The sequence below is a fragment of the Amycolatopsis sp. NPDC004747 genome (assembly GCF_053601335.1).
In genome coordinates this window covers 32303-58577 of record NZ_JBSGBQ010000018.1, presented here as the reverse complement: position 1 = coordinate 58577, position 26275 = coordinate 32303, and the positions used below count along the sequence as shown (strand labels likewise).

General features: G+C 72.0%; 27 protein-coding genes. 8 read left to right on the top strand and 19 right to left on the bottom strand.

The window, feature by feature from the left end:
• Nucleotides 1–41 precede the first annotated feature (41 nt).
• From dprA to ffh, 16 genes are all read right to left on the bottom strand, one after another.
• Nucleotides 42–1184 (bottom strand): DNA-processing protein DprA, encoded by a 1143-nt coding sequence (gene dprA / locus ACWEGE_RS27680; protein ID WP_449663367.1) that lies wholly within the window; start codon nucleotides 1182–1184, stop codon nucleotides 42–44.
• Nucleotides 1181–2203, bottom strand: a complete 1023-nt coding sequence (locus ACWEGE_RS27675; protein ID WP_449663366.1) for a hypothetical protein — start codon at nucleotides 2201–2203, stop codon at nucleotides 1181–1183. The genes dprA and ACWEGE_RS27675 overlap by 4 nt, the downstream gene beginning before the upstream one ends.
• The gene (locus ACWEGE_RS27670; RefSeq protein WP_449663365.1) at nucleotides 2200–3711 is read right to left on the bottom strand and encodes a YifB family Mg chelatase-like AAA ATPase; all 1512 of its coding nucleotides are present in this window, start codon (nucleotides 3709–3711) and stop codon (nucleotides 2200–2202) included. The genes ACWEGE_RS27675 and ACWEGE_RS27670 overlap by 4 nt, the downstream gene beginning before the upstream one ends.
• A complete protein-coding gene (locus tag ACWEGE_RS27665; protein ID WP_449663364.1) occupies nucleotides 3711–4088 on the bottom strand; it encodes a YraN family protein in 378 nt (125 codons plus the stop codon). The genes ACWEGE_RS27670 and ACWEGE_RS27665 overlap by 1 nt, the downstream gene beginning before the upstream one ends.
• 247 nt (nucleotides 4089–4335) lie before the next feature.
• The gene (locus ACWEGE_RS27660; RefSeq protein ID WP_003096226.1) at nucleotides 4336–4659 is read right to left on the bottom strand and encodes a DUF2469 domain-containing protein; all 324 of its coding nucleotides are present in this window, start codon (nucleotides 4657–4659) and stop codon (nucleotides 4336–4338) included.
• Nucleotides 4656–5498 carry a ribonuclease HII gene (locus tag ACWEGE_RS27655; RefSeq protein ID WP_449663503.1) on the bottom strand — a complete coding sequence of 281 codons (843 nt, stop codon included), beginning with the start codon at nucleotides 5496–5498 and terminating at the stop codon, nucleotides 4656–4658. The genes ACWEGE_RS27660 and ACWEGE_RS27655 overlap by 4 nt, the downstream gene beginning before the upstream one ends.
• Nucleotides 5499–5588: 90 nt before the next feature.
• Complete coding sequence (lepB, locus tag ACWEGE_RS27650; RefSeq protein WP_449663363.1) at nucleotides 5589–6527, bottom strand: signal peptidase I; 939 nt, start codon at nucleotides 6525–6527, stop codon at nucleotides 5589–5591.
• Between the two features lie 31 nt (nucleotides 6528–6558).
• Nucleotides 6559–6927: a 50S ribosomal protein L19 gene (rplS, locus tag ACWEGE_RS27645; protein ID WP_003103119.1), complete on the bottom strand. Its 369-nt coding sequence runs from the start codon at nucleotides 6925–6927 to the stop codon at nucleotides 6559–6561.
• 132 nt (nucleotides 6928–7059) lie between these two features.
• A complete protein-coding gene (trmD, locus tag ACWEGE_RS27640) occupies nucleotides 7060–7839 on the bottom strand; it encodes a tRNA (guanosine(37)-N1)-methyltransferase TrmD (RefSeq protein WP_449663362.1) in 780 nt (259 codons plus the stop codon).
• A complete protein-coding gene (gene rimM / locus ACWEGE_RS27635) occupies nucleotides 7839–8351 on the bottom strand; it encodes a ribosome maturation factor RimM (RefSeq protein WP_449663361.1) in 513 nt (170 codons plus the stop codon). The genes trmD and rimM overlap by 1 nt, the downstream gene beginning before the upstream one ends.
• Before the next feature lie 23 nt (nucleotides 8352–8374).
• Nucleotides 8375–8614: an RNA-binding protein gene (locus tag ACWEGE_RS27630; protein WP_003103110.1), complete on the bottom strand. Its 240-nt coding sequence runs from the start codon at nucleotides 8612–8614 to the stop codon at nucleotides 8375–8377.
• Nucleotides 8611–9054 carry a 30S ribosomal protein S16 gene (gene rpsP / locus ACWEGE_RS27625; protein WP_086838910.1) on the bottom strand — a complete coding sequence of 148 codons (444 nt, stop codon included), beginning with the start codon at nucleotides 9052–9054 and terminating at the stop codon, nucleotides 8611–8613. The genes ACWEGE_RS27630 and rpsP overlap by 4 nt, the downstream gene beginning before the upstream one ends.
• A 159-nt stretch (nucleotides 9055–9213) precedes the next feature.
• Nucleotides 9214–10017 carry a CPBP family intramembrane glutamic endopeptidase gene (locus ACWEGE_RS27620; RefSeq protein WP_449663360.1) on the bottom strand — a complete coding sequence of 268 codons (804 nt, stop codon included), beginning with the start codon at nucleotides 10015–10017 and terminating at the stop codon, nucleotides 9214–9216.
• 101 nt (nucleotides 10018–10118) lie between these two features.
• Nucleotides 10119–10844 (bottom strand): CPBP family intramembrane glutamic endopeptidase, encoded by a 726-nt coding sequence (locus ACWEGE_RS27615; RefSeq protein WP_449663359.1) that lies wholly within the window; start codon nucleotides 10842–10844, stop codon nucleotides 10119–10121.
• Between the two features lie 46 nt (nucleotides 10845–10890).
• Nucleotides 10891–11967 carry an amidohydrolase family protein gene (locus ACWEGE_RS27610; RefSeq protein WP_449663358.1) on the bottom strand — a complete coding sequence of 359 codons (1077 nt, stop codon included), beginning with the start codon at nucleotides 11965–11967 and terminating at the stop codon, nucleotides 10891–10893.
• On the bottom strand, nucleotides 11964–13499 hold the full coding sequence (ffh, locus tag ACWEGE_RS27605; RefSeq protein WP_449663357.1) for a signal recognition particle protein: 1536 nt from the start codon (nucleotides 13497–13499) through the stop codon (nucleotides 11964–11966). Before ffh ends, ACWEGE_RS27610 begins: the two co-directional genes overlap by 4 nt.
• A gap of 195 nt (nucleotides 13500–13694) precedes the next feature.
• Between ffh and ACWEGE_RS27600 the strand changes: the two genes are divergently transcribed.
• The gene (locus ACWEGE_RS27600; protein WP_449663356.1) at nucleotides 13695–15473 is read left to right on the top strand and encodes an ABC transporter ATP-binding protein; all 1779 of its coding nucleotides are present in this window, start codon (nucleotides 13695–13697) and stop codon (nucleotides 15471–15473) included.
• 9 nt (nucleotides 15474–15482) lie between these two features.
• A complete protein-coding gene (locus tag ACWEGE_RS27595) occupies nucleotides 15483–15962 on the top strand; it encodes a MarR family winged helix-turn-helix transcriptional regulator (RefSeq protein ID WP_449663355.1) in 480 nt (159 codons plus the stop codon).
• A gap of 280 nt (nucleotides 15963–16242) precedes the next feature.
• On the opposite strand, the gene ku is transcribed toward ACWEGE_RS27595, so the two are convergent.
• Complete coding sequence (gene ku, locus ACWEGE_RS27590) at nucleotides 16243–17115, bottom strand: non-homologous end joining protein Ku (protein ID WP_449663354.1); 873 nt, start codon at nucleotides 17113–17115, stop codon at nucleotides 16243–16245.
• 53 nt (nucleotides 17116–17168) lie between these two features.
• A complete protein-coding gene (locus ACWEGE_RS27585) occupies nucleotides 17169–17531 on the bottom strand; it encodes a hypothetical protein (RefSeq protein ID WP_013223841.1) in 363 nt (120 codons plus the stop codon).
• Between the two features lie 121 nt (nucleotides 17532–17652).
• Between ACWEGE_RS27585 and ACWEGE_RS27580 the strand changes: the two genes are divergently transcribed.
• The 6 genes from ACWEGE_RS27580 (at nucleotide 17653) to ACWEGE_RS27555 (ending at nucleotide 23850) form a co-directional block, all read left to right on the top strand.
• Complete coding sequence (locus tag ACWEGE_RS27580) at nucleotides 17653–18240, top strand: TetR/AcrR family transcriptional regulator (RefSeq protein WP_449663353.1); 588 nt, start codon at nucleotides 17653–17655, stop codon at nucleotides 18238–18240.
• Between the two features lie 23 nt (nucleotides 18241–18263).
• Nucleotides 18264–19016, top strand: a complete 753-nt coding sequence (locus tag ACWEGE_RS27575; RefSeq protein ID WP_449663352.1) for a glucose 1-dehydrogenase — start codon at nucleotides 18264–18266, stop codon at nucleotides 19014–19016.
• 876 nt (nucleotides 19017–19892) lie between these two features.
• Nucleotides 19893–21197: a diguanylate cyclase gene (locus tag ACWEGE_RS27570; RefSeq protein ID WP_449663351.1), complete on the top strand. Its 1305-nt coding sequence runs from the start codon at nucleotides 19893–19895 to the stop codon at nucleotides 21195–21197.
• A 67-nt stretch (nucleotides 21198–21264) separates the two neighbouring features.
• Nucleotides 21265–21867, top strand: coding sequence for a TetR family transcriptional regulator (locus tag ACWEGE_RS27565; protein ID WP_449663350.1), 603 nt, complete (start codon nucleotides 21265–21267; stop codon nucleotides 21865–21867).
• A complete protein-coding gene (locus ACWEGE_RS27560) occupies nucleotides 21864–22526 on the top strand; it encodes a VC0807 family protein (RefSeq protein ID WP_449663349.1) in 663 nt (220 codons plus the stop codon). Before ACWEGE_RS27565 ends, ACWEGE_RS27560 begins: the two co-directional genes overlap by 4 nt.
• The gene (locus tag ACWEGE_RS27555; protein WP_449663348.1) at nucleotides 22519–23850 is read left to right on the top strand and encodes an FAD-dependent oxidoreductase; all 1332 of its coding nucleotides are present in this window, start codon (nucleotides 22519–22521) and stop codon (nucleotides 23848–23850) included. The genes ACWEGE_RS27560 and ACWEGE_RS27555 overlap by 8 nt, the downstream gene beginning before the upstream one ends.
• A gap of 102 nt (nucleotides 23851–23952) precedes the next feature.
• On the opposite strand, the gene ACWEGE_RS27550 is transcribed toward ACWEGE_RS27555, so the two are convergent.
• A complete protein-coding gene (locus tag ACWEGE_RS27550) occupies nucleotides 23953–26268 on the bottom strand; it encodes a [protein-PII] uridylyltransferase (RefSeq protein ID WP_449663347.1) in 2316 nt (771 codons plus the stop codon).
• Nucleotides 26269–26275 lie beyond the last annotated feature (7 nt).

Below are 26275 nucleotides of genomic sequence, written 5' to 3'. Positions count from 1 at the left end.
GGCCGAACGCCGTCGACGATTTCGCCCGGATTTCGTCGTGCTCACGCGCTTTCCTTCCGTCGTCGCCAGCCGGATTCCCCGCGGACGGCGAATCCGTCGATTTCCAGTTCGGGCAGCAGTGCCCGCACCCGCCGCACCGGGAGCCCGGACTCGGCCGCGACCTCGGCCTCGGACCGGTCGGCGCGCACGGCCAGCGCCTCGAAGGCGCGCAACGCCTCGGGCCCCAGCCGGTCGGTGCGCCGTTTAGGCCGGCCCGAGACGGTGTTCTCGGCGATGCCGAATCGTCCGACGGTTTCGAGGACTTCGTCGACGGTCGAGACCAGCGTCGCCTTGGCGTCGCGGATCAGTTCGTGACAGCCGACGGACATCCCCGACGACACCGGGCCGGGCAGGGCCATCACCACCTTGCCGAAGGCACCGGCAGTGCCGGCGGTGTTGCGGGCGCCGCTGCGCCGCCCCGCCTCGACGACCAAGGTGCCCTCGGTGAGGGCGGCGATGAGCCGGTTGCGGACGAGGAAGCGGTGCCGCGCCGGCTGGGTGCCGGGCGGGTACTCGCTGACGACCGCGCCACCGGACTGGACGATCCGGGTCAGCAGCGCGGTGTGTCCCGCCGGATAGCCGTAATCGACAGCACATCCCAGCACGGCGACGGTGACCCCCTCGGCGGCGAGGGCGCCGCGATGCGCAGCCCCGTCGATGCCGTACGCGGCACCGGAGAACACGGGCACGCCGCGGCCGGCCAGCCCGAAGGCGAACTCGGCGGCGTGGTGTTCGCCGTAGTCGGTCGCGGCTCGAGCGCCGACGACGGCCACGGCCCGATCGGCGGCGGTACCGAGCGCAACTTCCCCGGCAACCCACAAAGCCAAGGGCGGCACGGCTTCGGCCACCCCACGCCGGGCGGCGAGGTCCAAGGCGAGCAGCGGCCAGGCGGGCCACTCGTCGTCCTCGGGCACGACCAGGCGAGCACCGGCCGCGGCGGCGCGGGTGAAGTCCTGGTTGACGAGGTCGTAGCCCCGTCGCGCCTCGGTCACCTTGAGCACTTCGGCCGGGCAATCGCCACGCCGAACCCGCGCGGCCGCCGCTATCGGCCCGTGCTCGGCAGCGAACGCGACGAGGGCCGGCGCCGGGGGCTCGGCCACCCGCAGGAGGTACGCGCGGGCTCGCCGCAGTTCGTCGGCGCTCATGCCGCCACCTGCTCGGGAGCGGCCGCCCTGGGCACCCGCCCACGCCCACCGGACGACGCAACGCCGGCCGACGCCGGCAGTGGCCCGGCCGCCCACTCCTGGAAAGCCTGATCGAGTTCGGAGCCGACGGCGGCGATCGGCGCCGACGCGGACACTGGCCCGCGCTCGAAGGCGAGCGGCGGCAACACACCCACCGAGCCAGGCTCGACACCGACGACAACCACCACAGACAACGGGAACCCGCCGAACAGGCCATGTTCGACAACGACAGCAACCACCGCAGGCAACGTGGCGACCGAGCGGCGCTCAACGACGACGGCAGCCACCGCAGGCAGTGACGCGCCCACCGAGCCGCACCAAACAACGACGGCGACCACTGCGGGAGCCAGTGGCTCAGCCACCGGCAGCGGAGTCGCACGAGCCTGCCGCGGTTCGTTCACGGTCAGGCCGCCGCCCGCTTCTGGACCGTCGCAATCGGCACCTGCCCGCCGGCGGCGACCCAATGCCGGGCCGACGCGAATGGCTCGGCCGGCCTGCTCGTGGACAACCGCCAGCCCGTGCGCAGCGACGAAGTGGGCCGCAGCGCGTGCTTGTGGGCCCGACCGCCTACGCAGGTGCGCTTGAATCCGCCACGGCTCGCCCGCGCCGCCACCCGCCCGGAGAACCGACTGCACGCGCGCGGCAGCCAAGGCATCCACAGCGGGGGTCGGCAACTCGGCCACTTGCGCCACGACGGTCACCATCGATTTCGGGGAGTGTCGGGAGAAAGGGGCAACCAGGGCGGGCACCACGAAGGCGGACGGCTGCTGCGCGACCGCCGTCTGCGCTCGGGTAGGCGAGAGCCCACGCCCGGCAGCCGGCGCCACGAATGCTGCTGCCGGAGGCGCGGACGACACCGCCGTCCGCTCGTGGATCGGCGGGAACCCATGCCCGGCGACCGACGCCATGAAGGCCGGCGCCGGGGGCTTGGGCGAGTGCTGCAGCGGGGCGTGAGGATGCCGGCGCTTGGTGGGGCTCATGCTGCCACCCGCTCTCGGAAGGCCAGGGCCGAGCCGACCTGGTCGGGGCCTGGGCGGGGCTCGCCGTCCAGGTCGGCGAGTGTCCAGGCGATTCGCAAGCAGCGGTCGGCGCCTCGGCCGCTCAATGCGCCGCGGCTCATTGCCCGGTCCAGGAGGGCCGTTGCGTCGAGTGGGAGGGCGAACTCGCGGCGGAGGGCCGGGCCGGGGACCTCCGAGTTCGACAGCCAGCCGTGTTCGCTCCAGCGTCGGGCTGCTCGCTCGCGGGCTGCGAACACCCGCTGGCGCACCGCTTCCGAGGGCTCCGCCGCGCCCGCGTCGTGCGCGCTGATTGCGCTCAAGGGGCGCAACCGGACCCTCAGGTCGACGCGGTCGAGCAGGGGTCCGGAAAGCTTGGCGAGGTAGCGGCGGCGGGCGCTCGGCGAACACACGCAGTCCGCGTCCTTCGGCGGTGCGCACGCACACGGGTTGGTCGCGAGGACCAGCTGGAACCGCGCCGGGTACGTGATCGAGCCCTTGACCCGGGAAATGCGGACCTCGCCCTCCTCGAGGACGGTCCGGAGCGATTCGAGGCACTGGCCGCCGAACTCGCAGACCTCGTCGAGGAACAGGACGCCGCGGTGGGCCCGGCTGATCGCGCCCGGCGCGGCGATGCCGCTGCCTCCCCCGATCAGGGCCGGCACGGAAATCGAATAGTGCGGAGCCACGAACGGCGGGACGGTGACCAGCGGCGACGACTTCGACAGCGAGCCGTCGACCGAGTGGACCGCGGTGACCTCCAACGACTCCTCCGGCGTCAGCTGCGGGAGGAGGCCGGGCAGCCGCTTCGCCAGCATCGTCTTGCCCACTCCGGGCGGACCGGTGAGGAGGAGGTGGTGGCCGCCCGCGGCGGCGACCTCCAGCGCCCAGCGCGCCTCCGGCTGGCCGACGACGTCCGCGAGGTCCGGCACGTCCGGCGGGGTCACCGGGCCGGGCGGCTCCGGGTGGGCCAGCTCGGCTTCGCGGTTCAGCCACGCCACGAAGTCACGCAGGTGCGGCGCGCCCGCGACTTCGATGCCGTCCACGAGTGCGGCCTCGACGAGGGAGTCCGTCGGCACGACAGCTCGCCCATAGCCGGCCGCCCGGGCCGCCAGCAGACCCGGGAGGATGCCGCGGACCGCGCGGATCCGGCCGTCCAGGGCGAGTTCGCCGAGCAGCACCGTGCCGAGCAGCCGGGTGGCCGGGACCGCCCCCGATGCCGCGAGCACCGCCGCCGCGATGCCCAGGTCGAAGGCGGAACCCATCTTGGGCAGGTTCGCCGGGGACAGGCCGAGGGTGACCTTGCCTTCGGGCCAGGGCTGCCCGGAATTGCGGACGGCGGACCGGACGCGGTCTTTCGCCTCGCGCAGCCCGGCGTCGGGCAGGCCGACGAGGGTGATCCGGCTCAGGCCGCCACCGAGGTCGGCCTCGATCTCGATCACCCGGCCGTTGATGCCGAGGAGACCGGCCGACCAAGCCTTCGCGATGGGCATCAGAACGCCGCCTCGATGTGCTGGAGCCGCGGACGGGTGCCCGGCTCGGCGAGGATCGTGACGACGTCGTAGCGGACCGGGCACCAGCCCAGGCGGAACTCGCGGAGCCAGCGCTGGGCGGCCCGGCGGATCCGGCCTGCTTTCTCCTCGGTGACCGTCTCCGTCGGAAGGCCGAATTCGGTGCCGGAGCGGGTTTTCACCTCGCAGACGATGACGCGCGTGCGGTCGGTGAAGACGAGGTCCAGCTCGCCTTCGCGGCAGCGCCAGTTGCGGGCCAGCAGGACGAGGCCGCGATCCCGGAGGTAGCCGAGGGCGATGTCTTCGCCCCAGGCGCCCAGGTCGCGGCGGTGTCTTGCGAGCTCGTCGGTGCCCGTCATCGGTTGTTCGCCCCCTCGTCGGTGCGCAGCCGTCACCGGGGCGGTCCCGGTGATCACGGTGCGTGTGCTTTCGCACGATGCCAGCGGGCGGACGGGGTTCACCAGCCCCGGATCGCGGAGCTGTGGACAACCGGGGTGTTGTGGACAACCGGCCCCGCAGCAAGGCGGACGAACTCGGAGATACCTGCGAAAAGACCGCGCCGGCTCACCCAGCGGGGTGAGCCGGCGCGGTCGGCGACGAGCGGAACTAGCCCGAGAACGGGCCGTCTTCCGGAAGGCGGAGGTCCGGCTTGTCCAGTTCCTCCACGTTGACGTCCTTGAACGTGATGACCCGGACGTGCTTGACGAACCGGGCCGGGCGGTACATGTCCCAGACCCACGCGTCGGACATGCGGACCTCGAAGTACACCTCGCCGCCGCCGTCGCGGACCTGGACGTCCACCGCGTTGGCCAGGTAGAACCGACGCTCGGTCTCCACCACGTACGAGAACTGGCCGACTATGTCGCGGTACTCGCGGTACAGCGAGAGCTCCATCTCGGTCTCGTACTTCTCGAGATCCTCTGCGCTCATGAAATCCGCGCCCCTCCTCGGGATCGTGCTGCCGCTCCGCCGGCGGAGCGTTCATTGTGACCCACACCCGCCGCCGGGGCATGCAGCGGCAGGCTGAGTTGCGGCTCCAGTGCCTCGTCGAGGACCGCGGCGAGACCGGCCGCGCCGGGCGTCTCCATGGCCTTCTCCAGCGCCGCGTACGTCAGCAGGACCGGCCGCGCCGGGCGCAGGCCGTGCTTGACGGCCACGGTGGCCACGTTGGTGTACGACCAGCGGTGGACGTCGCTGGGGCCGTGCTCGCGCAGCGCCGCCAGGTGGTCGGACGTGCTGTACCCCTTGTGCACGTCGAACCCGTAGTGCGGGAAGTCGTCGTGGTAGCCCGCCATGATGCGGTCTCGCGTCACCTTCGCCAGCACCGACGCGGCCGCGATGCAGGCCACCGAACGGTCGCCCTTGATGACCGCCGCGTTCGGGGCGGTCAGTCCCGGGACGCGAAACCCGTCGGTGAGGACGTAACCCGGCTGCACGCGGAGAGCCGCCGCCGCGCGGCGCATGCCCTCCAGGTTCATCACCCGGATGCCGTAGAGGTCGACCTCTTCGGTCGGGATGACGATCACCGAGTAGTCGACGGCCCGGGCGAGCACCAGGTCGTAGACCCGGTCCCGCGCCTTGGCCGTCATCATCTTCGAATCCGTCAGCTCGGTCAGCTTCGCCGCGTCGCCCTGCTTGAGCACGCAGGCCGCGACCACCAGTGGCCCCGCGCACGCGCCGGCACCGGCTTCGTCCACGCCGGCGACCGGGCCGAGACCACGGCGGTCGAGCGCGCCCTGCAGACCCCAGAAGAGGTCGCCGCGCACCACGGCTCGCGGTGGCCGGATCGGCTCGGCCGCCGTCAGGGGAACGGGAAGTGTCAAGGCTGGATCACCCGTCTGCCGACACGGATCGGGTGGCTAGGGCTTCCGCCCGGCCGCCCGGCGCAGTCCGGACTTGAGCTTGCGCCCGACGAACAACGCCGGCCACGCCGCCGCGATCCCGGCGCCGAGCGGGAGCCCGCTCTGCCAGGCCGGCGCGCCGAGCGCCACCGGCTGGGCCGAGGCCTGCGGGTTGTGGTCGCTGATCCCGCCCCACCGGCTCGGCGGCAGGACGATGATCCGCGCTTTGCCGATGATGTTGTCCACCGGGACCGCGCCGTTCACGCCGCCGCCACCCTGGAACCGGGAGTCGTCGGAGTTGTTCCGGTTGTCGCCCTGCACCCAGACCATCCCGGCTGGGACCTTGACCGGCTCGAAGGTCTTCTGCTGCTGGTTCGACGGGTCGTCCCAGTAGATGTACGGCTCGTCGAGCGCCTTGCCGTCCACGATCATGCGGCCCTGGGGATCGCAGCACTGGACGGTCTGGCCACCGACCGCGATCACGCGCTTGACGAAGTCGCGCTCGTCCGGCGGGGCGAACCCGACCAGCGAGCCGAGCCCGCGCAGGCCCTGGACGATGATGTTGCTCGACTCCTGCGGCGCGATCTCGTTGTTGATCCACGCGGGCGGGCCCTTGAAGACGATCACGTCACCTGGGCCGGGCTCCGTGAAGTCGTAGGTGACCCGGTCGACGAGGATCCGGTCTCCGGTGCACCCGGGACACCCGTGCAGGGTGGCCTCCATGGAGCCCGAAGGGATCATGAAGACCTTCGCGAGGAATGTCTGGATCAGGATCGTGAGCACCAGGGCGATCACGAGCAGGATCGGCAGTTCCTTCCAGAACGACCGTTTCTTGGCGGGCTTGGCTCGCCGCCGACGGGATCCCCCGCGCTCCTCGGAGCGGGACAGCCTGGGCTTGTCCTCTTCGGAGCGATCGGGGTCATCCTCGGGAGCGTTCTGGGACACGGGTTCGGCCACGTCGTCAGGCTACCGGTAACCGAGTGGTGACTCAGTTAGCCGACGCCGTCTCGCGGTTCTCGCGGCGCTCCTTGATCTTGGCCTTCTTGCCGCGCAGGTCACGCAGGTAGTACAGCTTCGCGCGCCGCACGTCACCGCGCTTGTGGACCTCGACCTCGGCGATGTTCGGCGAGTGCACCGGGAAGGTGCGCTCCACGCCGACACCGAAGGAGATCTTGCGAACGGTGAAGGTCTCCCGGATGCCACCGCCCTGACGGCGGATGACCACGCCCTGGAAGACCTGGTTGCGCTCGCGGTTGCCCTCGATGACGCGGACACTCACCTTGAGCGTGTCGCCCGGGCGGAAGTCCGGGATGTCGGAACGCAGCGACTGCTTGTCCAGCGCGTCCAGGGTGTTCATCGGTGGTCCGTCCTCGTCTTCGTATGGCTTGCGTACAGATCCCGGGCGCGCAACGGTGCCGCTGCGGGCGACCCGGGGGGCTGATGGCGGGCTCGTGGACGAGGAGGTCCACTCACGCCAACCTGTCAAGTATTACAGACCGGGATCGGGCCGGGAGAACCGGCCCTCGGCCTGCTCGGGGTCCAAGCCCTCCAGGACCCCGCGATCGTGCTTGTCGAGACTACCTTCCGGCAGCGCCGCCAGGAGATCCGGGCGGCGGCGGGCGGTGCGCTCGAGGGCCTGGTCACGCCGCCAGCGGTCGATCAGCGCGTGGTTGCCCGACCGCAGCACGTCCGGCACGGCCAGGTCCCGCCACACCTCCGGGCGCGTGTAGCTGGGCCCTTCGAGCAGGCCGTCGGAGAAGGAGTCCTCGGCGGCCGAGCGGGCGTTGCCGAGCACCCCGGGCAGCAGCCGGACGACGGCCTCGACGATGACCAGCACCGCCGCCTCGCCGCCGACCAGGACGTAGTCGCCGATCGACACCTCGTCGACCGGCATCCGCCGGGCCGCGTCGTCGACGACCCGCTGGTCGATGCCCTCGTAGCGGCCGCAGGCGAACACCAGGTGCTTCTCCGCCGCGTACGCGTGCGCCAGCTCCTGCGTGAACGGCCGCCCGGCCGGCGTCGGCACGACGAGCCGCGTCTCGGACGTGCAGACGTCGTCCAGCGCCGGCCCCCAGATCTGCGGCTTCATCACCATGCCCGGGCCACCGCCGTACGGCGCGTCGTCGACCGCGCGGTGCACGTCGTGCGTCCAGTCGCGCAGGTCGTGCACGCCGACCTCGATGAGGCCGCGGTCGATCGCCCGGCCCAGCAGCGCGGCGCGCAGCGGGTCGAGGTACTCGGGGAAGATCGTGACGACGTCGATCCGCATCAGGCGTCCAGGAGCCCTTCCGGCGGGTCGAGCACGACCCGGCCGCCCGCGACGTCCACGGTGGGGACGATCGCGCGGACGAACGGCACCAGCACGTCACGCCCGTCCACGTCCAGCTCCAGCAGCTCGCCGGCGGGTGAGTGGACGATCTCGACGACCTTGCCCACGACCGTGCCGTCGGCCAGCTCGGCCCGCAGGCCGGCCAGCTCGTGGTCGTAGAACTCGTCGGGGTCCGAAGTCGGCGGCAGCGTGTCCGTGTCGGCGAGCAGGAGCGCACCCCGCAGCGTCTCGGCGACGTCGCGGGTCAGCACCTCCTCGAAACGCACCAGCAGCCGCCCGCTGTGTTCGCGGGCGGCTGCGATGGTGAGTTCCCTTTTGCTGCCGTCACGCAGCTTCGTCGTGACGGCCGCACCGACCTTGAACCGCTCTTCCGGCGAGTCCGTGCGCACGTCCACGGCGAGTTCCCCGCGGATGCCGTGCGCCTTCGCGATGCGGCCGACTACGACGTCCATCCTGACCGTTTCCGAAAAGGCGCTCAGCGGTCGGTGTCGACGACGTCCACGCGGACGCCGCGGCCACCGATGCCGCCCATGACGGTGCGCAGGGCGGTCGCCGTGCGACCACCCCGGCCGATCACCTTGCCGAGGTCGTCGGGGTGCACGTGCACCTCGAGCGTGCGGCCACGGCGCGTGGTCAGCAGCTCGACCCGGACCTCGTCCGGGTTGTCGACGATCCCGCGCACCAGGTGCTCGAGGGAGTCCGCGAGGAAACTCACTCGGACTTCTCGCCCTCAGCGGCCTCCGCCTTCTCGGCCTCGGCCTTCTTCGGGGTGGACTTCTTCTTCGGCGTGGTGGCCTCGGTGGAGGGCTCCTCGCCGGCCGCGGCCAGCGCCGCGTTGAACAGGTCCTGCTTGGACGGCTTCGGCTCGGCCACCTTCAGGGTGCCCTCGGCACCCGGCAGGCCCTTGAACTTCTGCCAGTCACCGGTGATCTCCAGCAGGCGCTGGACCGGCTCGGTCGGCTGCGCGCCGACACCCAGCCAGTACTGGGCGCGCTCGGAGACGACCTCGATCAGGCTCGGCTCTTCCTTCGGGTGGTACTTGCCGATCGTCTCGATGGCCTTGCCGTCCCGGCGGGTGCGCGCGTCGGCGACGATGATGCGGTAGTACGGCGCACGGATCTTGCCGAGGCGCTGCAGCTTGATCTTGACGGCCACGGGTGTGGGTTCTCCTCGAATCTCTCTGGTGCTGGGCTGGGCGCACGCGGGCCGAGTGGGGACACGGACGCGGGCACCCGAAGGTCAGGAGCTTTCGCACGGTGAGAGGGTCCGGCGGAAGCAGGCAGTGACCTATTCTGCCAGACGGCACCCGCGCACCTAGAAAGAGGCCACCCCGAGCGCCCCGAGCAGGATGGTCAGCGCCGGCAGGAAGTTGTTCACCTGGTGCGCCACGATACTGCCCGGCAGGCGGCCGGTGACCAGCCGCACCAGACCGATCGGCACCGCGATGACCAGCAGCAACGTCGTCCGCAGTGGCTCGAGGTGGCTGGCCGCGAACACCGCCGTCGACAGCAGGAACGCCGCGATCCGGCCCCAGCGCTCGCTGCGCCACTGCAGCTGCTCGGCCGCGCCCCAGAGCAGGCCGCGGTAGATGACCTCCTCGCAGATCGGGCCCAGCAGCCAGAGGTAGACGAACATCACCAGGGCCGCCGGAACCGACATCCGCCGGTCCTCGACCAGCGCGCTGATCGCCGACGTCGCGTTCGCGTCGCCGACCAGGTGCGTCCACAGGTAGGCGGCGATCGTGGTGAAGACGAGCCCGACGCAGCCGTACCGCAGCCCGGTCTTCACGTCGGCCCAGCGCCACTCGAGCCGCAGGTCGGCCACCGGCCCGTTGCCGCGGACGAAGGTGATCAGCACCGCGACGCCGGCCGCGATCATCGTCGGCAGCATGGTGCCGAGCAGCACGACGCGCATCGGCAGCGGTCCGGGTCCGGTGTCGCCGACGAGGACCGACACGAAGGCCGCGGAGGCCAGCAGCACGGCCTCGACCAGCAAGAAGGCCCCGAAGCCCCACCGGTGCCGCGGCGCGGGCGGCAGGAAGGCGGTCGCGGCGGGCTCCTCGGGCTCGGGCAACGGCGTGGCGTCGGCAGCCGGGTCCCGGGGCTGGGAAGTGGTCACGCCTTGCCCTCCGCGTCGCTCGGCTCCAGATGCCGAGCCTAGCCGCCGGGATGTGATCGCACAGTATCCGTCCAGCTACTGTCCATCGAACTTCGCAACGTTCAGTGCGCGACGAACAGGAGCACCGCGGGCGGGAGGTTGTTCGCCGCGTGCGCGATCACCCCGGCGCTGACCCGGCCGGACAGGTGCCGGGCCAGCCCCATCGCGATGCCCTGGCCGAACAGCGCGATGGTGCGGGTCGGCTCGCCGTGCAGCTGGGCGAACACGAGCGAGGTGAGCACGAGCACCACCCACGGCGGGACCCGGTGCACCGACAGCGCGTTCCACAGCGTGCCGCGGACCAGCAGTTCCTCGGTGATCGGCGCGCCGGCGATGACGATCAAGGCCGCGAGCACCAGCCACACCGTGTCGCCGTCGAAGGTGTCGGCGAGGTCGGTCAGCGGGCTGTCCGAGCCGTCGTCGGCGCCGTAGACCGCGATCAGCATCAGGTTGAGCAGGTAGCCGACGACCAGCGCGAGCACCCCGCAGGCGAGGCCGATCCGGACGTCGCGCCAGGTCGGCTTGAGGCCGAAGTCGGCCCGCAGCCCCCGCCCCCACCGCCACGAGCCGGCCGCCGGGCCGAGGCCGAGCAGCAGGTTGGGCACGAACGCCAGGATCAGGAGCGGCCCGATGTCGTGCAGCTCCAGGGGGTCGAACTCGCCGACGTTGCGGTTGACCGCCGCGGCGATGATCAGGTTGGTCAGGTAGTAGCCGGCGATGCCGGCGAAGAACGCCACGAAACACCAGTGCGCTCCCAGCACGCGCCGTGCGCCGTCGTCGTCCGTCACGCGCCCCACGCTAAAGTGCCGACCCCGCAAGGAAATCGGCGGGGGTCTAGGCGTGGACGACGCCGCCGAGCACGATGTGCGAAGGATGCCGGAGGACGCCCAGGTCCTCGCGCGGATCGGCCGGGTAGACGAGCAGGTCGGCGGGCGCGCCGTCGGCGATGCCGGGGTGGCCGAGCCAGTCCCGGGCGGCCCAGGACGCGCTCGCGAGGGCCTGCTCGCGGGTCATGCCGGCGCGGTGGAGCGCCTCGATCTCGTCGACGAGCCTGCCGTGCTCGACCATGCCCCCGGCGTCGCTGCCCGCGAAGACGCGCACACCGGCTTCGATGGCCGAAGCGACCATCTCGCCGACGCCGGCGTGCAGCGCGCGCATGTGCGCGGCGTACGCCGGGTACTTGCCCGCCTTGTCGGCGATGCCCGGGAAGTTCTCGATGTTGATCAGCGTCGGGACCAGGGCGACGTCGTGGCGCGCGAGCTCGGCCAGCTGGTCGGCGCTCAGCCCGGTGCCGTGCTCCAGGCAGTCGATGCCGGACGCGATCAGCCCCGGCAACGCCGCTTCGCCGAACACGTGCGCGGTGACGCGGGCGCCGTTCTCGTGCGCGACCTTGACCGCTTCGGCCAGGACGTCGTCCGGCCACAGCGGTGCGAGGTCGCCCGCTCCGCGGTCGATCCAGTCGCCGACGAGCTTGACCCAGCCGTCGCCGTCCCGCGCCTGCCCGGCCACCGCTTCCGGCAGCAGCGACGGGTCCTCCAGCTCGATGCCGAGGCCGGGGATGTACCGCTTGGCCAGCGCGAGGTGCCGTCCGGCGCGGATGATCGTCGGCAGGTCGGCCCGCGCCTGCAGCGGCCGGACGTCGATCGGGAGCCCGCAGTCGCGGATGAGCAGCGTGCCCGCGTTCCGGTCGGTGATCGCCTGCTCGGCGGCCTCTTCGAGGGACACGGGGCCGCCGACGCCGATGCCGGGGTGGCAGTGCGCGTCGACCAGGCCGGGCACGAGGAAGACGTCCCGGCCGAGCGTCTCGGCGTCCGGCACCGGCTCGAACGAGATCCGGCCGCCGGTGATCCACAGCTCCCCCGGCTCGCCGCCGGGCAGGATCACCCCGGCGGCGTGGAGCGCGGTGCTCAATTGTCCTTGGGGTTCTTCGGGAGCTTGAACTTCGACGGGTCGAAGCCCGGGACGTCGTTCATGCCGCCGAGCTGGGAAAGATCGGGCATCCCGCCCGGCATCCCACCGCCCGGCGGCAGCATCGGCATGCCGCCGGGGAAGCCGCCGCGGACCTTGGGGGGCGTGGGGCCGCGGCCCTTCTTCCCCTTCTTGCCCTTGCGGGACTTCGAGCCGCCCCCGCCGCCGAAGCCGAACCGGCCGGCCATCTGGGCCATCATCTTGCGGGCCTCGAAGAACCGGTTGACCAGGTCGTTGACCTCGCGGACGGTGACGCCGGAGCCGTTGGCGATGCGCAGCCGCCGCGACCCGTTGATCATCTTCGGGTCTTCGCGCTCGGCCGGGGTCATGCCGCGGATGATCGCCTGCAGCTTGTCCAGGTGCTTGTCGTCGACCTGGGCCAGCTGGTCCTTCATCTGGCCGGCACCCGGGAGCATGCCGAGCAGGTTGCCGATCGGGCCCATCTTGCGGACCGCGAGCATCTGCTCGAGGAAGTCCTCCAGGGTGAGCTGGCCGCTGGAGAGCTTCGCCGCGGCCTTCTCGGCCTGGTCCTGGTCGAAGGCCTGCTCGGCCTGCTCGATCAGGGTGAGCACGTCACCCATGCCGAGGATCCGCGACGCCATCCGGTCCGGGTGGAAGGTGTCGAAGTCCTCGAGCTTCTCGCCGTTGGAGGCGAAGAGGATCGGCTGGCCGGTGACCTCGCGGACGCTCAGCGCGGCACCACCGCGGGCGTCACCGTCGAGCTTCGTGAGCACGACGCCGGTGAAGCCGACGCCGTCGCGGAACGCCTCCGCCGTGGTCACGGCGTCCTGGCCGATCATCGCGTCGACGACGAACAGGACCTCGTCCGGCTCGACGGCGTCGCGGATGTCGGCGGCCTGCTTCATCAGCTCTTCGTCGACGCCCAGGCGGCCCGCGGTGTCGACCACGACGACGTCGTGCTGGGCGTGCTTGGCTTCGGCGATGGCCCGGCGGGCGACGTCCACCGGGTCGCCGACGCCGTTGCCGGGCTCGGGCGCGAAGGTGACGACGCCGGCGCGCTCGCCGACGACCTGCAGCTGCGTGACGGCGTTCGGGCGCTGGAGGTCGCAGGCGACCAGCATCGGCGCGTGGCCCTGCTTCTTCAGCCACATCGCGAGCTTGCCGGCGAGCGTGGTCTTACCGGCACCTTGCAGACCGGCCAGCATGATCACGGTCGGCGGGGTCTTGGCCAGGTTGAGCCGGCGCGTCTCGCCGCCGAGGATCCCGACGAGCTCCTCGTTGACGATCTTGATGACCTGCTGCGCGGGGTTGAGCGCCTGGGAGACCTCGGCACCCTTCGCCCGCTCCTTGATCCTCGCGATGAAGGTCTTGACCACGCCGAGGGCGACGTCGGCCTCCAGCAGCGCGATGCGGATCTCGCGCGCGGTGGCGTCGATGTCGGCGTCGGACAGCTTGCCCTTGCGCGTGAGCGTCTGCAGGGCGGCGGTGAGCCGATCGGAGAGGGTGTCGAACACGGGTGTGCACGCTCCAGCTGGGTCGATGGTGGCGCGCCGGACTCGGCCGGCTCTGTCGAGGGTAGTCGCTCCGGCTCGTTCCCTCTGCGGGTGTGCACGCAGTAGTACGCGTAGGTTAAGTACCGTTCGACGCACTTCCGGGTGATTGCAAGAAAATCGGTGGCGGTCGGGGCGAAATTTAGTAAACATGGGTGCATGACCTCAGTCCCCGTCCTGCGCGAACCGGCAGGCGACACCGACGAACCGGTGCCGCTGCGTCGGATCGCCGGCTTGTTCCGCCCGCACCGAGGGCCGCTCGGCGCGCTGTTCGCGCTGATCGTCGTGCAGGCGGGCCTCGGCGTCGTCTCGCCGTTCCTGCTGCGCGAGATTCTCGACACCGCCCTGCCCCACCGCGACACGCTGCTGATCAGCCTGCTGGCGGCCGGGATGATCGTCTGCGCGGTCGGCAGCGGCTCGCTCGGCGTCGCCACCACCGGGCTGTCCAACACCATCGGGCAGCGGGTGATGAACGAGCTGCGCGTCTCGGTCTACGGCCACCTGCAGCGGATGTCGCTCGGCTTCTTCACGCGGACGAAAAGCGGCGAAGTGCTCTCGCGGGTGTTCAACGACATCGGCGGGGTGGACAACGTGATCACCACGACCGCCGGGTCGATGGTGCAGAACGCGACCACGACGATCGCCATCGCGGTGGCCCTGGTGCTGCTCGACTGGCAGCTCGCGGCGCTCTCGCTGGTCGTCGTGCCGCTGTTCCTGCTGTTTACGCTGCGGCTGGGCAAGAAGCGGCGGCACCTGGCCCGCGGCCGCACCCGCCGGATGGCGCGGCTGACGACGATGGTCGAGGAGTCCCTGTCGGTCACCGGGGTGCTGCTCGCGAAGACGATGGGCAACGAGCGGGCGATGCGCGAGCGCTTCGGGGCGGAATCGCGGGAGATCGCGTCGCTGGAGCGGGCGGCCGCGCTGGCCGGTCGCTGGCAGACGGCGTCGCGGGCGATGAGCCTCACCGTGATCCCGGCGCTGGTCTACTGGATCGCCGGGCTGGCGCTGGCGGGCGGTGCGTCGCCGATCTCCCTCGGCACCGTCGTGGCGTTCACCAGCATGCTGAACCGGCTGGTCGCGCCGGCGAGCGCGATGCAGAGCATCGGGCAGAACGTGGCGACGTCGAAGGCGCTGTTCGGCCGCATCTTCGAGGTCATGGACCTGCCGGTGGAGATCGCGGACAAGCCCGGCGCGCGTGAGCTGGAGGTGCGCCGCGGCGACGTCTCGATGCGGGGCGTCTCCTTCCGCTACACCGAAGACGGCCCGCCGACGCTGCAGGACATCGATCTCGACGTGCCGGCCGGGACCACGACGGCACTGGTCGGCTCGACCGGCTCGGGCAAGACGACGCTCGCCTACCTCGTCGCGCGGTTGTACGAGGTGAGCAGTGGTTCGGTGACGATCGACGGCACCGACGTCCGGGAGGTCACGCTGGCGTCGCTCGCGGCGGGCGTCGGGCTGGTCTCGCAGGAGACCTACCTCTTCCACGACACCGTGCGCGAAAACCTCCGCTTCGCCAAGCCGGATGCGACGGACGACGAGATCGAGCGGGCGGCGAAGGCCGCGCACATCCACGACACCCTGGCCGCGCTGCCGGAGGGGTACGACACGGTCGTCGGCCAGCGGGGCTACCGGTTCTCCGGCGGCGAGAAGCAGCGGATGGCGATCGCCCGGATCCTGTTGCGCAACCCGCCGGTGCTCATCCTCGACGAGGCGACCAGCGCGCTGGACACCCGCACCGAACGCTCCGTGCAGGCCGAGCTCGACCGGCTCGCCGCGGGCCGCACGACGCTGACGATCGCGCACCGGCTGTCCACTGTGGAGCACGCGGACCAGATCGTGGTGCTGGACGAGGGCCGGATCACCGAAAGGGGGACGCACGAAGAACTGCTGGCGCGCGGCGGGCGTTATGCCCGGCTGGTGGCGGGAACCACCTAATGTGGGGGCATGCAGACCGAACCGGCCCGGACCCTGGACGAGATCGCCGCGCGGATCACCGCGGACGCCGAGCTCGCCGACCTGGCCCGGCGGCTGCGCGAAGGGGTCGGCCGGCTGAACTGGCGGATGCGTGCCGAGGCCAACCAGGCCACGCTGGGGCCGGCCCTGCTCGCGGTGCTGAGCCGGCTCTACCGGGCGGGCACGCAGACACCGACCGAGCTGGCCGAGGCGGAACGGCTGCAGCCGCAGTCGCTCACCCGGATCCTGGCGGCGCTGACCATCCGGGGCCTGATCGAACGGGAGCCGGATCCCGAAGACGGGCGCCGCTCGCGGATCAGCATCAACGCCGACGGCCTCGCCGCGCTGCGCGAGTACAGCGCCGAGCGCGAACGCTGGCTGGCCGGCGCGCTCGAATCGACGTTGTCGCCCACCGAGCAGCAGCTGCTCCGGCTGGCCGCCGACCTGCTGATCCGGGTCGCCGACGCCTGAAGGCTGCCGTGGAGACCCCTCGATCCCTCCACGGCAGCCTTCGGACACCCCCTTGGCGTCCCGCGCCGCCTCCCCGCGGTGCGGGACGGGTTCCGGAAACGGGCCGCTCCTCCTTCGGCCCGCCCCGGAACCCTGGCGTCTGGACGGCTCACCTCCCCAGGGGCCGTCCGGACTTCCCCCCTCGTCAGCGGTCCGGTACCCGCTGACAGGAGGAAGTCTGCCGCGCCGGAGGGTGGCGGGTTGAGTGTGAGAACCCTCAATTACCCGTGGGTAGTAATACTCAAGACGTCTTCGTGCGGCTTCGCGTCGCCGCGCGCTTCGCCGTCGTACGCGCCTTCGCGGCCCTCGCAGCAGCCGCTTTGGCCTTCGTGACGGCTGCGTTGCGGGCGTCCTCCGCTTCGGCGGCGCTCTCCTGCAACGCCGCCAGGAGGCGGGTCACTCCCTCGGTCTGCTCGGCGGCCGTCGGCTGGACGACCTCGGCGCCGTCGATCTTCGCCTGGACCAACGCCTGGAAGGCCTCGCGGTAACGGTCGGGGTAGCGGCCGGGGTCGAACTCGCCGGTCAGCTCCTCGACCAGGTTCACCGCGCGCCGCAGCTCGCCGGGGCGGAGGTCGACGTCGGCGTGCCGGAACGGGAAGTCGGGGGTGCGCACCTCGTCCGGCCAGCGCATCGTCTCCAGCACGATCACTTGGTCGCGCACGCGCAGTGCGCCCAGCGTCTCGCGGCGGCGCAGCGCGACGGTGACCAGCGCGAGCCGGCCCGACTGCTGGAGGGCCTCGCTGAACAGCACGTACGGCTTCGTGCCCGCCGGTTCGGGTTCGAGGTAGTAGCTCTTCGCGAACCAGAGCGGGTCGACGTCGGCCAGCGGCGTGAAGCCGCGGATGGCGATCGTGCGGCCGGGCATCGGGAGCGAGGCCAGCTCGTGGTCGGTCAGCAGGACGACGTCGCCACCCGGGACGGGGTAGCCGTGGACCATCTCGCCGGGCGGCACCTCGGCGCCGTCGACCTCGCACACGCGCTTCACCCGGACGCGGCCGCCGTCGGTCTCGTGCACCTGGTGCAGCGGGCTCTCCCGCTCTTCGGTGGCGCTGTACGCCTTCACCGGGATGGCGTAACTGCCGAACCCGATCGTGCCCGTCCACACTGCGCGCATCCGTGCCACCTCCGCAGCTCCCAGGCTAGACAGCGGCCACGGCGGATCGACAGCTACAAACGGGTGTCAGGCGAGACCGATTCGCTCACACATTCGAACGACGGCGTGACCTCGTCGAGCGCCTCCGCCGAGCAGCGGGAGGCGATCGCGGCCGCGCGGAGCACCTCGGTGACCACCTCGACGTCCAGCGGCGGAGCCGCGGCGAGCGCGGCCGAACCGCCTTCGACGCGGGCGGCGAGGCCGGCCAGCGCGTGCGAGATGGCTTCCTGGCCGGCGACCAGCTGGGCGACGACGTCGGTGAGCTCGGCCGTCGTGGCACCCGGGCCGCCGCAGCGCAGGCCGGCGGCGAGTTCTTCGGCGCAGGAGCGCAGGTGGGTGGCGACGACGGTCGGCGGCAGCGTCAGCCGATCCTGCATCGCTCACCCCCTCGGGCCGGTCGAAGCAGCCATAGTGCCACCGCACGCGGCGTCACCGGACGCGACACACCGCCGCCCGCATATTTGACCGAGCGTTCTCGATACGGCTAGGGTCTCGATCATGTCCCGAGTCAAGGAGTTCGACGTCGGCGAAGCCTGCGACGGCGCCCTCACGCTCTTCCGGCGGCAGGGGTACGAGGCGACGTCCGTCAGCGACCTCGTCACGCACCTCGGCGTCGCCAAGGCCAGCCTGTACGCCACCTTCGGCACGAAGCACGACCTGTACGTCACGGCGTTGAAGCGGTACGCGGAACGCACCGACGCGCGGGTGATGGCGCAGCTGTCGGAGCCGGGTTCCGGGGTGGCCGCGGTGCGCCGGCTGTTCGAGAGCTACACCGCAGAAATCCTCGGCGACGCCACGAGAATGGGCTGCTTCGTCGTCAACGCGGCGATCGAGCTGCTCCCCCACGACGCGGACGTCGCGCGCGTGGTGGAGCGCAGCTGGGACACGCTCGAGGTCGCGCTCACCATGGCGCTGGAACGCGCCAAGGCCCAGGACGAACTCCCGGCAGGCAGCGACCCGGCAACGCTGGCGCGTTTCCTGCTCACCGTGCTGCAGGGCCTGCGGGTCCTGGGCAAGGGCACCGATGCGGTGCGCCGGGTGAACGCGGCCGTCTCGCAGGCGCTCCGACTCCTCATTCAAGAATGACCGGACCAGAAAGAAGGCACACGATGGGGGCACGTTTCGCGGGCAAGGTCGTCCTGGTGACCGGTGGCGGCTCGGGCATCGGACGGGCGACGGCGCGGGCGTTCGCGGGCGAAGGCGCGACCGTGATCGTCGCCGGGCGCGACGAGCGGCGGCTGGCGTCCGCGGTGGCGGAGATCGGCGGCGGCGCGAGTGCGGTGACCGTCGACGTGACCGACTCCGCGGACGTGGCGCGGATGGTGGAGATGGTCGTCGCGCGGCACGGCGGGCTGGATGTCGCCTTCAACAACGCGGGCATCCTCGGGTCGCCGGCGGCGGCCGCGGACCTCGACGAGGACGGCTTCGGCGCGGTGCTGGCCACGAACGTCACCGGGACGTGGCTGTGCCTGAAGCACGAGGTCGCGCACATGCGGGCGCACGGCGGCGGCGCGATCGTCAACATGGCGTCGAACATCGGCGCGCACGGCAGGCTGCCGAACATGGCGGCCTACGCGGCGTCGAAGGCCGCAGTGAGCGCGCTGACCAGGACGGCGGCGCGCGACCACATCGCCGACGGGGTGCGCATCAACGCCGTCAGCCCGGGCGCGACCGACACGGACATGTCCCGGCGCCCCGGCGAGACGGACGCCGACCGGGCGGCGCGGCTGAAGGACGCGATTCCGCTGGGCCGGGTGGGTGCCACCGCCGAGGTGGCCGCCGCGGTGCTGTGGCTGGCTTCGGACGAAGCCGCCTTCACCGTGGGGCACGACCTGGTGGTCGACGGCGGCGCGACCGCCTGAGCGGCCCCACCCGGGCCCGCGGACGCGGGGTTGGCCGGATCCTCCTCCGGCGGGATTTCACGACTCACGGTTGCGCATGGTGACGTTTCCTCTCTCGGGAACGGACGGGATCCACGGCGGGGGTCACGACTCGCGGTTGCGCACGGCATTTCTCCTTCCGGCGCGTGATCGGGCAGGTGGGCGGCAGCTCAGGACTCGCGGTTGCGCACGGCGGCTCTCCTTCCGCGCATGGCTGGCAGGTGGGCGATAGGTTCAGGACTCGCGATTTCGCACAGCGCTTCTCCTTCCGGCACGCGGTCGGACAGGCGGACATCGGGCTCAGGACTCGCGGTTACGCACGGCACATCTCCTTCCAGCACGCGGTCAGGCAGGCGGACGGCAGTTCAGGACTCGCGGTTGCGCACGGCACTTCTCCTTCCGGCACGCGGTCGGACAGGCGGACATCGGGCTCAGGACTCGCGGTTACGCACAGCAGCTCTCCTTCCGGGCACAGGCGAACGGGGGTCACATCAACGTCAGGACTCGCGATTGCGCACGACAGCTCCTCTCGGCTCGTGGTGGCGGACAAAACCGGACAAACCCGGGGTCACGACTCGCGGTTGCGCACGACGGCTCTCCTCTCGCGGACAAGCGGACAAGCAGGCAGGCGGGCAGGGCGGACAAGGCCCCACATCGGCTCAGGACTCGCGATTGCGCATGACGGCCTCCCTCCGGCGGTTCGCGCGGGCTTCGGGAAGGCTCAGGACTCGCGGTTGCGCATGGCGGCGGCCTCCCTTCACTGCTCCGAACGTGTGGCAATCATCGATCGCGGCCGCCCGGTGTGGTGGGGTGGATGCGGATCGTCGGATCACCCAGGGGAGTTGCACCGCCTTGAGTATGGACGGCGCCCGTCCGGCCGAACCCCGCGCGGGCCGGATCCGTGGGGCGCTGAACCCTGCTCACTGGACCCTCTGGCAGCAGCGCGGATCGCTGATCTTCTACTGCTTCCTCGTCGAATCGGCCGCGCTGATCGCCACCGTCTGGACCGCCGTCGAGGTGCCCACGCGCGGGTGGGATCTGGCCGTCTTCGGCGTCCTCGCGTGCCTCGGTGTCCTCCAGGCCGAACTGGGGCGGAAGATCGAACGCGTCCGACGTCTGGTGTCCGACACCCCGCACATCAACCTGACGTCGGTCTGGACGTTCGCCGGGGTGCTGCTCCTGCCGCCCGCGCTCGTCGCCGCCTTGATCGGTGTCCTCTACCTGCACCTCGCGACGCGCAGCCTCGCGCGGATCAAGCGCGTCCCGCCGTTCCGGACCACGCTGAACGCCACACTGGTCGTCATCACCTGCTACTCCGCCGAACTCGTCCTGAGCCGCCTCGGCGTCCCGGACATGTACGGGGCGCTCACCTCCGGCTGGCGCGGCGTCACGGCCATCACGCTGGCCGCGGTGACCTACTTCCTGGTCGCGGCGATCACCATCGTCCCGGCGCTGACGATCACCAAACGCACGGTGAAAGCGTTCTTCGGCGGCCTCGGCGACAACCTCCTCGAGGTCGCGACGCTCTGCCTGGGCCTCCTCACGGCCTTGACGCTGGCGACCCTGCCCGCGCTCGCCGTCGCGATCGTGCCGCCGCTGCTGGTGCTGCACCGGGCGGTGCTGATCAAGCAGCTGGAGATCGCCGCGACGACCGACGAGAAGACCGGCCTGTTCAACACGACCGGGTGGCACCTGCTCGCTTCGCGCGAACTGGCCCGCGCCCAGCGCAGCACGCGCAGCACCTTCGGCGTGCTGATGATCGACCTGGACTACTTCAAGCTGATCAACGACGAGCACGGCCACCTCGCGGGTGACACCGTGCTGCGCGCGGTCGCGGCGACGATCAAGAGCGCCGTGCGCGACTACGACTCGGTCGGCCGGTTCGGCGGCGAGGAGTTCGTCGTCCTGCTGCCGGACATCGGGCCGGCGGCGGTGCTCGCGGTGGCCGAGCGCATCCGCTCGGCGATCGAGTCGCTGCGGGTCGAGTACGAGGACGGCACCCACGTCCGGGCGATCGGCGGGCTGTCCGCCTCCATCGGCGTCGCCACCTACCCGGACGGCGGCACGGCCGTCGACCGGCTGCTGCAGGCCGCCGACAAGGCCCTGTACCGGGCCAAGGACGCGGGCCGCAACCAGGTCGTCGAAGGCACCGCCTCCGCCTGACGCACCCCCTTTCCACGCGCTGACCAGGCAACTTGTCAGATTTGCTCGACTGAGCTAAATTTTGCTCATGCGAGCAAGAACGTTCACGGAGTCCGGCAGGCGCGCCCAGATCGTGCGGGCCGCGATCGCCGTGATCGCCGAAGCCGGCTACCTCAAGGCGTCGTTCAGCCGGATCGCGAAGCACGCCGGCCTCTCGAGCACCGGCATGATCAGCTACCACTTCGCGGGCAAGGAAGACCTGCTCAAGGCGTGCATCACCGAGATCGAAGAGGTGACCGGGGCGTTCATGCAGCCCCGCATCGACGCCGCCGTGGGGCACGTCGCCCAGCTGCGGGCCTTCGTCGAGGCGAACGTCGAGCTCGTCGGCGAGCACGCCACCGAGCTGCGGGCGCTGATCGACCTCGTCAAGAACGCCGGCACGCGCAGCACCGCCGTCGACGGGCGGCTCGCCCTGTTCGAAGAGCACTTCCGCAGCGGGCAGGCGGCCGGCGCGTTCGGCTCCTTCGACGTCCGGACCGCGGCGCTCTCCTTCACCTCCGGGCTCGACGCCGTCGTCGCGACCGCCGCGGCGAACGTGCCCGAACCGGCCGAACTCGCGCGCATCGGCCGCGAGCTCGCCGACCTGTACGTGCGGGCCACCGCACCCGAATCCACTGGGGACACCGAATGATGATCGAGCAGAAGACCGAACCGGACGCCGGCCTGCGCCGGGTCGTGCGCGCCAACGTGCGCAACGTCGTGTTCGAAGTGATCGTGCCGATGGCACTGTTCTACGGCCTGCGCGCCGCCGGGGTGAGCCAGTGGTGGGCGCTGATGGCGGGCGTCCTGGTGGCCGCGCCGTACGTGCTGTGGACCATCGCGCGCACCCGCAAGGTCGACCTCGTCGCCCTGGTCACGCTGAGCGTCCTGGTGCTTTCGGTGGTGCTCGGCCTGCTGTCGGACGACCCGCGCACGCTGGTGATCCGCGAAGGCTGGACGGCGGCGCTGGGCGGCCTGTTCGGCGCCTGGATGCTGGTGACGGTCTTCGTCGGCCGCCCGGCGCAGCTGACGCTCGGCCGCACGATCGCCGAGATCAAGCGCGGCGCCGAAGGGGCGGACGCGTGGGCGGCGCGCTGGGACACCGACGCCCGGTTCCGGCGGGGCCTGCGGATCAACACCGCCGCGTGGGGGGCGGTGCTGCTGGGCAGCGCGGTGGTGCACATCGTGCTCGTCTACACGCTGCCGATCGACCTCATCGCGCTGGTCACGAACGTGGCCTGGTTCGGCGCGCTGGCCGTGCTGATCGCCTGGCACGTCTGGTACCTCCGCAAGGAGAACCTCGATGCCTGACGTCCTGGTCGCCGGCGCGGGCCCGGCCGGCCTGCTCACCGCGTTCGAGCTGGAACGCGCCGGCGTCGACGTCCTGGTCCTCGAGCGCGACGCCGAGCCCACCGCGCAGTCGAAGGCGCTCGGCCTGCAGCCCCGGTCGGTCGAGGTGCTGGCCGACCGCGGCCTGCTCGCCGCGATCGAGCCGCACGTCCAGGCGAAGCTGCCCGCCGGGCACTTCTCCGGCGTCCCGATCGACTACCGCGACCTGCCGACGTGCTTCCCGTACCAGCTCGGCGTGGAACAGGCCCACGTCACGGCGGCGATCGAGGCGCGGCTGCGCACGCCGGTGCTGCGGAACGCGGCCGTCACCGCGGTGAGCCAGGACGACGAGGGCGTCACGGTCACCGCGGGCGGCCGCGAGCACCGGGCCGGCTGGCTGGTCGCCGCCGACGGCGGGCACAGCACCGTCCGGACGCTGCTGGGCGCGGCGTTCCCCGGCCGCCCGGCGCGGATCTCCCTGGTCGTCGCGGACCTCACCCTGTCGGCCAAGCCCGCCGGCCTGGCCGAGGACTGGCAGCTGCCTTCCTCTGGGTCGGGGTACCTGCTGCCGCTGTCCGGCGGCCGCTACCGCACGATCGTCTTCGGCGAGGAGCAGCAACGGCTCGGCCGCGACGCCCCGGTCACCGCCGGCGAGGTGCAGCGCGCGCTGACCGCCGCGCACGGACCGGAGATCCGGGTGGGCGACGTGCTGTGGGCGTCCCGCTTCGGCGACGCCTCCCGGCAGCTGGAGCGCTACCGCCACGGCCGGGTGCTGTTCGCCGGCGACGCCGCGCACGTCCACCTCCCGGTCGGCGGCCAGGGGCTCAACCTGGGCCTGCAGGACGCGGTGAACCTGGGCTGGAAGCTGGCGGCGACGGTCCGCGGCACGGCACCGGCCGGGCTGCTCGACAGCTACCACGACGAGCGCCACCCGGTCGCGGCGCGCGTCCTGGTCAGCACGAGGGCCCAGGCGGTCCTCGGCGTCCCCGATCCGGACGCGGTGGCCGTCCGGGCGGTCGTCATGGAACTGCTGGCCGTCCCCGAGGCCCGCCGCGCGGTCGCCGCGGAGCTGTCCGGCATCGGGGTGGCGTACCCCGGGATCGCCGGCCGCGCGACCGACGTCCCGGCGAGTGCGGACGGCCGCGCGGTCCTGGTCGGCGCGGCGGTGCCGGCCGGGTGGGCCGGACGGGTCGAGGGCCGCGAGGGGGCGGCACCTCGGCTCGTCCGGCCCGACGGGTACGTCGCGTGGGACGGCGGCCCGGGCCTGGACGAGGCACTCCGCCGCTGGGTCGGAGCGCCCGCCTAGCACCTTGGCTCCGGCCCGCCGCCGGTGACCAGCGCCCCAAGGTGGCCTTGGTTGCGTCTCACGCACCCAAGGCGGCCTTGGGGCGCTTGAGCCGCAGCTGGGTCAGGAAGCCGCGGCCAGGACGGCCTGTTCGACCTCTCGGCGCCACCCGGGCTCGATGCGGCCGCTGCGGGGCGTCACCGCGAACGAGTCCACCACCGCGCCGCCCAGTGTCGAGGCCTTCGCCCAGCGGACCTCGGCGTCACAGCGGCGCAGCGCGCCCGCCACCCGGAACAGCAGGCCGATCCGGTCGGCCGCGCGCAGCTCGAGGACCACCGTGTCCGGGCCCGTCGTCTCGTCGTCGAACCAGAGCACCTTCGGCGCGACCGGGGCTTCCGCCGGGAGCCCGTAGTCGCGTTCCTTGGCCGCCAGGCGCTGGGTGAGCGGCAACGTGCCCGCCACCGCACGGGCGAACTGCTCCCGCAGCAGCGTTGCGTCCGGCAGCGAACCGAACTTCGGCGACGCCGTGAACACCCCCGCGCGGCCGCCGTCGTGGCCGCGCAGGATCGCCGAGTGGACCTCCAGGGAGTTCAGCGCCAGGACGCCCGCCGCCGGGGCCAGCAGTTCGGCCCGGGCCGGGACGGCCAGCAGGACCGTGACCACCTTGCCGTGCGAACTGATCCGGATCTCGCCCGTGCCCGAGGCCACGGCCGCCGCGACGAGCTCGCGCTGTTCGCCGTCCATCGGTTCGGGGGCGATGAACCCCTTGCCGTGCAGCACTTCTTCGCAGCCCGACACGAGCTCCGCCAGCAGGCGCGCCTTCCAGTCGGTCCAGACCCCCGGTCCGGTGGCCAGCGAGTCGGCCTGGGTCAGCGCGTGCAGCAGCTCGACCAGGACGAGGTCGCTGTCCAGGGTCTTCACCACCCGGGCCACCGTGGCGGGCTCGCTGATGTCGCGCCGGGTCGCCGTGTGCGGCAGCAGGAGGTGGTGGCGGACCATCGCCGACACCGTCGCCACGTCGGCCGGGCTCAGGCCCAGCCGGGTCGCGACCTGGGCCGAGATCTTGGCGCCCAGCTCGGAATGGTCGGCGTCGCGGCCCTTGCCGATGTCGTGCAGCAGCGCGCCGATCAGCAGCAGGTCCGGGCGCGGAACCGTGGTGGTCAGCTTGGCCGCCTCGACGCAGGTGCGCACCAGGTGCCGGTCGACCGTCCACTGGTGCACCGGCGAGCGCGGCGGCAGGTCGCGGACCGCACCCCACTCCGGGAACAGCCGGGACCACAGGCCGGTCCGGTCGAGCGACTCGACCGCGTCGACCAGGCCCTCCCCCGCGCCGAGCAGCTCGACCAGCGCGTTGAGCGCCTCGGCGGGCCACGGCGCCCGCAGCTCCGGCGCCGATTCCGCCAGCGCCTTGAGCGTGCCGAGCGCGATCGGCTTGCCCGTGCGCGCCGACGCGGCGGCGACCCGCAGCAGCAGCGCCGGGTCCTTCGCCGGGACGGCGTCGCGGGCCAGCGCCACCTCGTTGCCGTGCAGCACCACGTTTTCGGCCAGCGGCGTCCGGGACGGCCGCCGCCCGAACCGCGTCTTCGGTGGGTCCACAGTGGACCGGAGGGCCACGTCGAGCGCGTACGCGATCGTGCGGCCCGCTCCGGACAGCTTGCGGGCCAACGTGAACCGGTCGCCGAACCCGAGCTCGGCGGCGACCAGCTCGGCCTCCGGCGCCGACAGGATGTCCCGTTCGCGCCGGATCTCGCGCCGCAGCTCGGTGCGGACGTCGAGGAGAAGCCCCTTCGCCTCCAGGAGTTCCTCGCCCGGGCGCGCGGTGAGCTGCGCCGCGGCGAGGGCTTCCAGGACGGCGAAGTCCCGCAGCCCGCCCCGGCCGTGCTTGAGGTCCGGTTCGGCGGACTGCGCGATTTCGCCACTGCGGGCCCAGCGCTGCCGGACCGACGCCGTCAGGTCCGGGATCTGCTTGCGCGCCGTGCGGCGCCACTGGTCCCGCGCCGCGGCCACCAGCCGCCCGCTCAGCTCGGCGTCCCCGGCGAGGTGCCGGGCGTCGAGCAGGCCCATGGCCACGCGCGGGTCTTCCGAAGCGACCTTCAGCGCTTCACCCGGCGTGCGGACCGAGTGGTCGAGCCCGACTTTCGCGTCCCACAAGGGATACCAGAGCGCGTCCGCGATCTCGCCGACACCGCTGTTGCCGTTGTGCACCAGCAGCAGGTCGAGATCGGAGAACGGCACCAGCTCCCGTCGGCCGAGCCCGCCCACGGCGACCAGCGCGACACCCGGTTCCGCGGTGTCGACGCCGGCCGCCGAGGCTCCCCTGCCCAGCCAGAACTCGTAGAGGTCGACCAGGGCCGCCCGCAGTGCGGACGCCCCCAGCCTCCCGTGCCTGCCCTCGAGCAAACGCTCGGTGGCCTTGACCAGTTCGCCCCCGTCGGCCATCCCAGAC

Bases quoted from the DNA above. Each gene is read 5' to 3' on its own strand.
- rplS (WP_003103119.1), bottom strand. From the start codon at position 6,927: ATGAACACCCTGGACGCGCTGGACAAGCAGTCGCTGCGTTCCGACATC.
- ACWEGE_RS27560 (WP_449663349.1), top strand. From the start codon at position 21,864: ATGATGATCGAGCAGAAGACCGAACCGGACGCCGGCCTGCGCCGGGTC.
- ku (WP_449663354.1), bottom strand. From the start codon at position 17,115: ATGCGCGCAGTGTGGACGGGCACGATCGGGTTCGGCAGTTACGCCATC.
- ACWEGE_RS27555 (WP_449663348.1), top strand. From the start codon at position 22,519: ATGCCTGACGTCCTGGTCGCCGGCGCGGGCCCGGCCGGCCTGCTCACC.
- ACWEGE_RS27665 (WP_449663364.1), bottom strand. From the start codon at position 4,088: ATGACGGGCACCGACGAGCTCGCAAGACACCGCCGCGACCTGGGCGCC.
- dprA (WP_449663367.1), bottom strand. From the start codon at position 1,184: ATGAGCGCCGACGAACTGCGGCGAGCCCGCGCGTACCTCCTGCGGGTG.
- ACWEGE_RS27575 (WP_449663352.1), top strand. From the start codon at position 18,264: ATGGGGGCACGTTTCGCGGGCAAGGTCGTCCTGGTGACCGGTGGCGGC.
- ACWEGE_RS27670 (WP_449663365.1), bottom strand. From the start codon at position 3,711: ATGCCCATCGCGAAGGCTTGGTCGGCCGGTCTCCTCGGCATCAACGGC.
- ACWEGE_RS27550 (WP_449663347.1), bottom strand. From the start codon at position 26,268: ATGGCCGACGGGGGCGAACTGGTCAAGGCCACCGAGCGTTTGCTCGAG.
- ACWEGE_RS27585 (WP_013223841.1), bottom strand. From the start codon at position 17,531: ATGCAGGATCGGCTGACGCTGCCGCCGACCGTCGTCGCCACCCACCTG.
- ACWEGE_RS27675 (WP_449663366.1), bottom strand. From the start codon at position 2,203: ATGAGCCCCACCAAGCGCCGGCATCCTCACGCCCCGCTGCAGCACTCG.
- rimM (WP_449663361.1), bottom strand. From the start codon at position 8,351: ATGGACGTCGTAGTCGGCCGCATCGCGAAGGCGCACGGCATCCGCGGG.
- ACWEGE_RS27565 (WP_449663350.1), top strand. From the start codon at position 21,265: ATGCGAGCAAGAACGTTCACGGAGTCCGGCAGGCGCGCCCAGATCGTG.
- ACWEGE_RS27580 (WP_449663353.1), top strand. From the start codon at position 17,653: ATGTCCCGAGTCAAGGAGTTCGACGTCGGCGAAGCCTGCGACGGCGCC.
- trmD (WP_449663362.1), bottom strand. From the start codon at position 7,839: ATGCGGATCGACGTCGTCACGATCTTCCCCGAGTACCTCGACCCGCTG.
- ACWEGE_RS27660 (WP_003096226.1), bottom strand. From the start codon at position 4,659: ATGAGCGCAGAGGATCTCGAGAAGTACGAGACCGAGATGGAGCTCTCG.
- ACWEGE_RS27595 (WP_449663355.1), top strand. From the start codon at position 15,483: ATGCAGACCGAACCGGCCCGGACCCTGGACGAGATCGCCGCGCGGATC.
- ACWEGE_RS27570 (WP_449663351.1), top strand. From the start codon at position 19,893: ATGGACGGCGCCCGTCCGGCCGAACCCCGCGCGGGCCGGATCCGTGGG.
- ACWEGE_RS27600 (WP_449663356.1), top strand. From the start codon at position 13,695: ATGACCTCAGTCCCCGTCCTGCGCGAACCGGCAGGCGACACCGACGAA.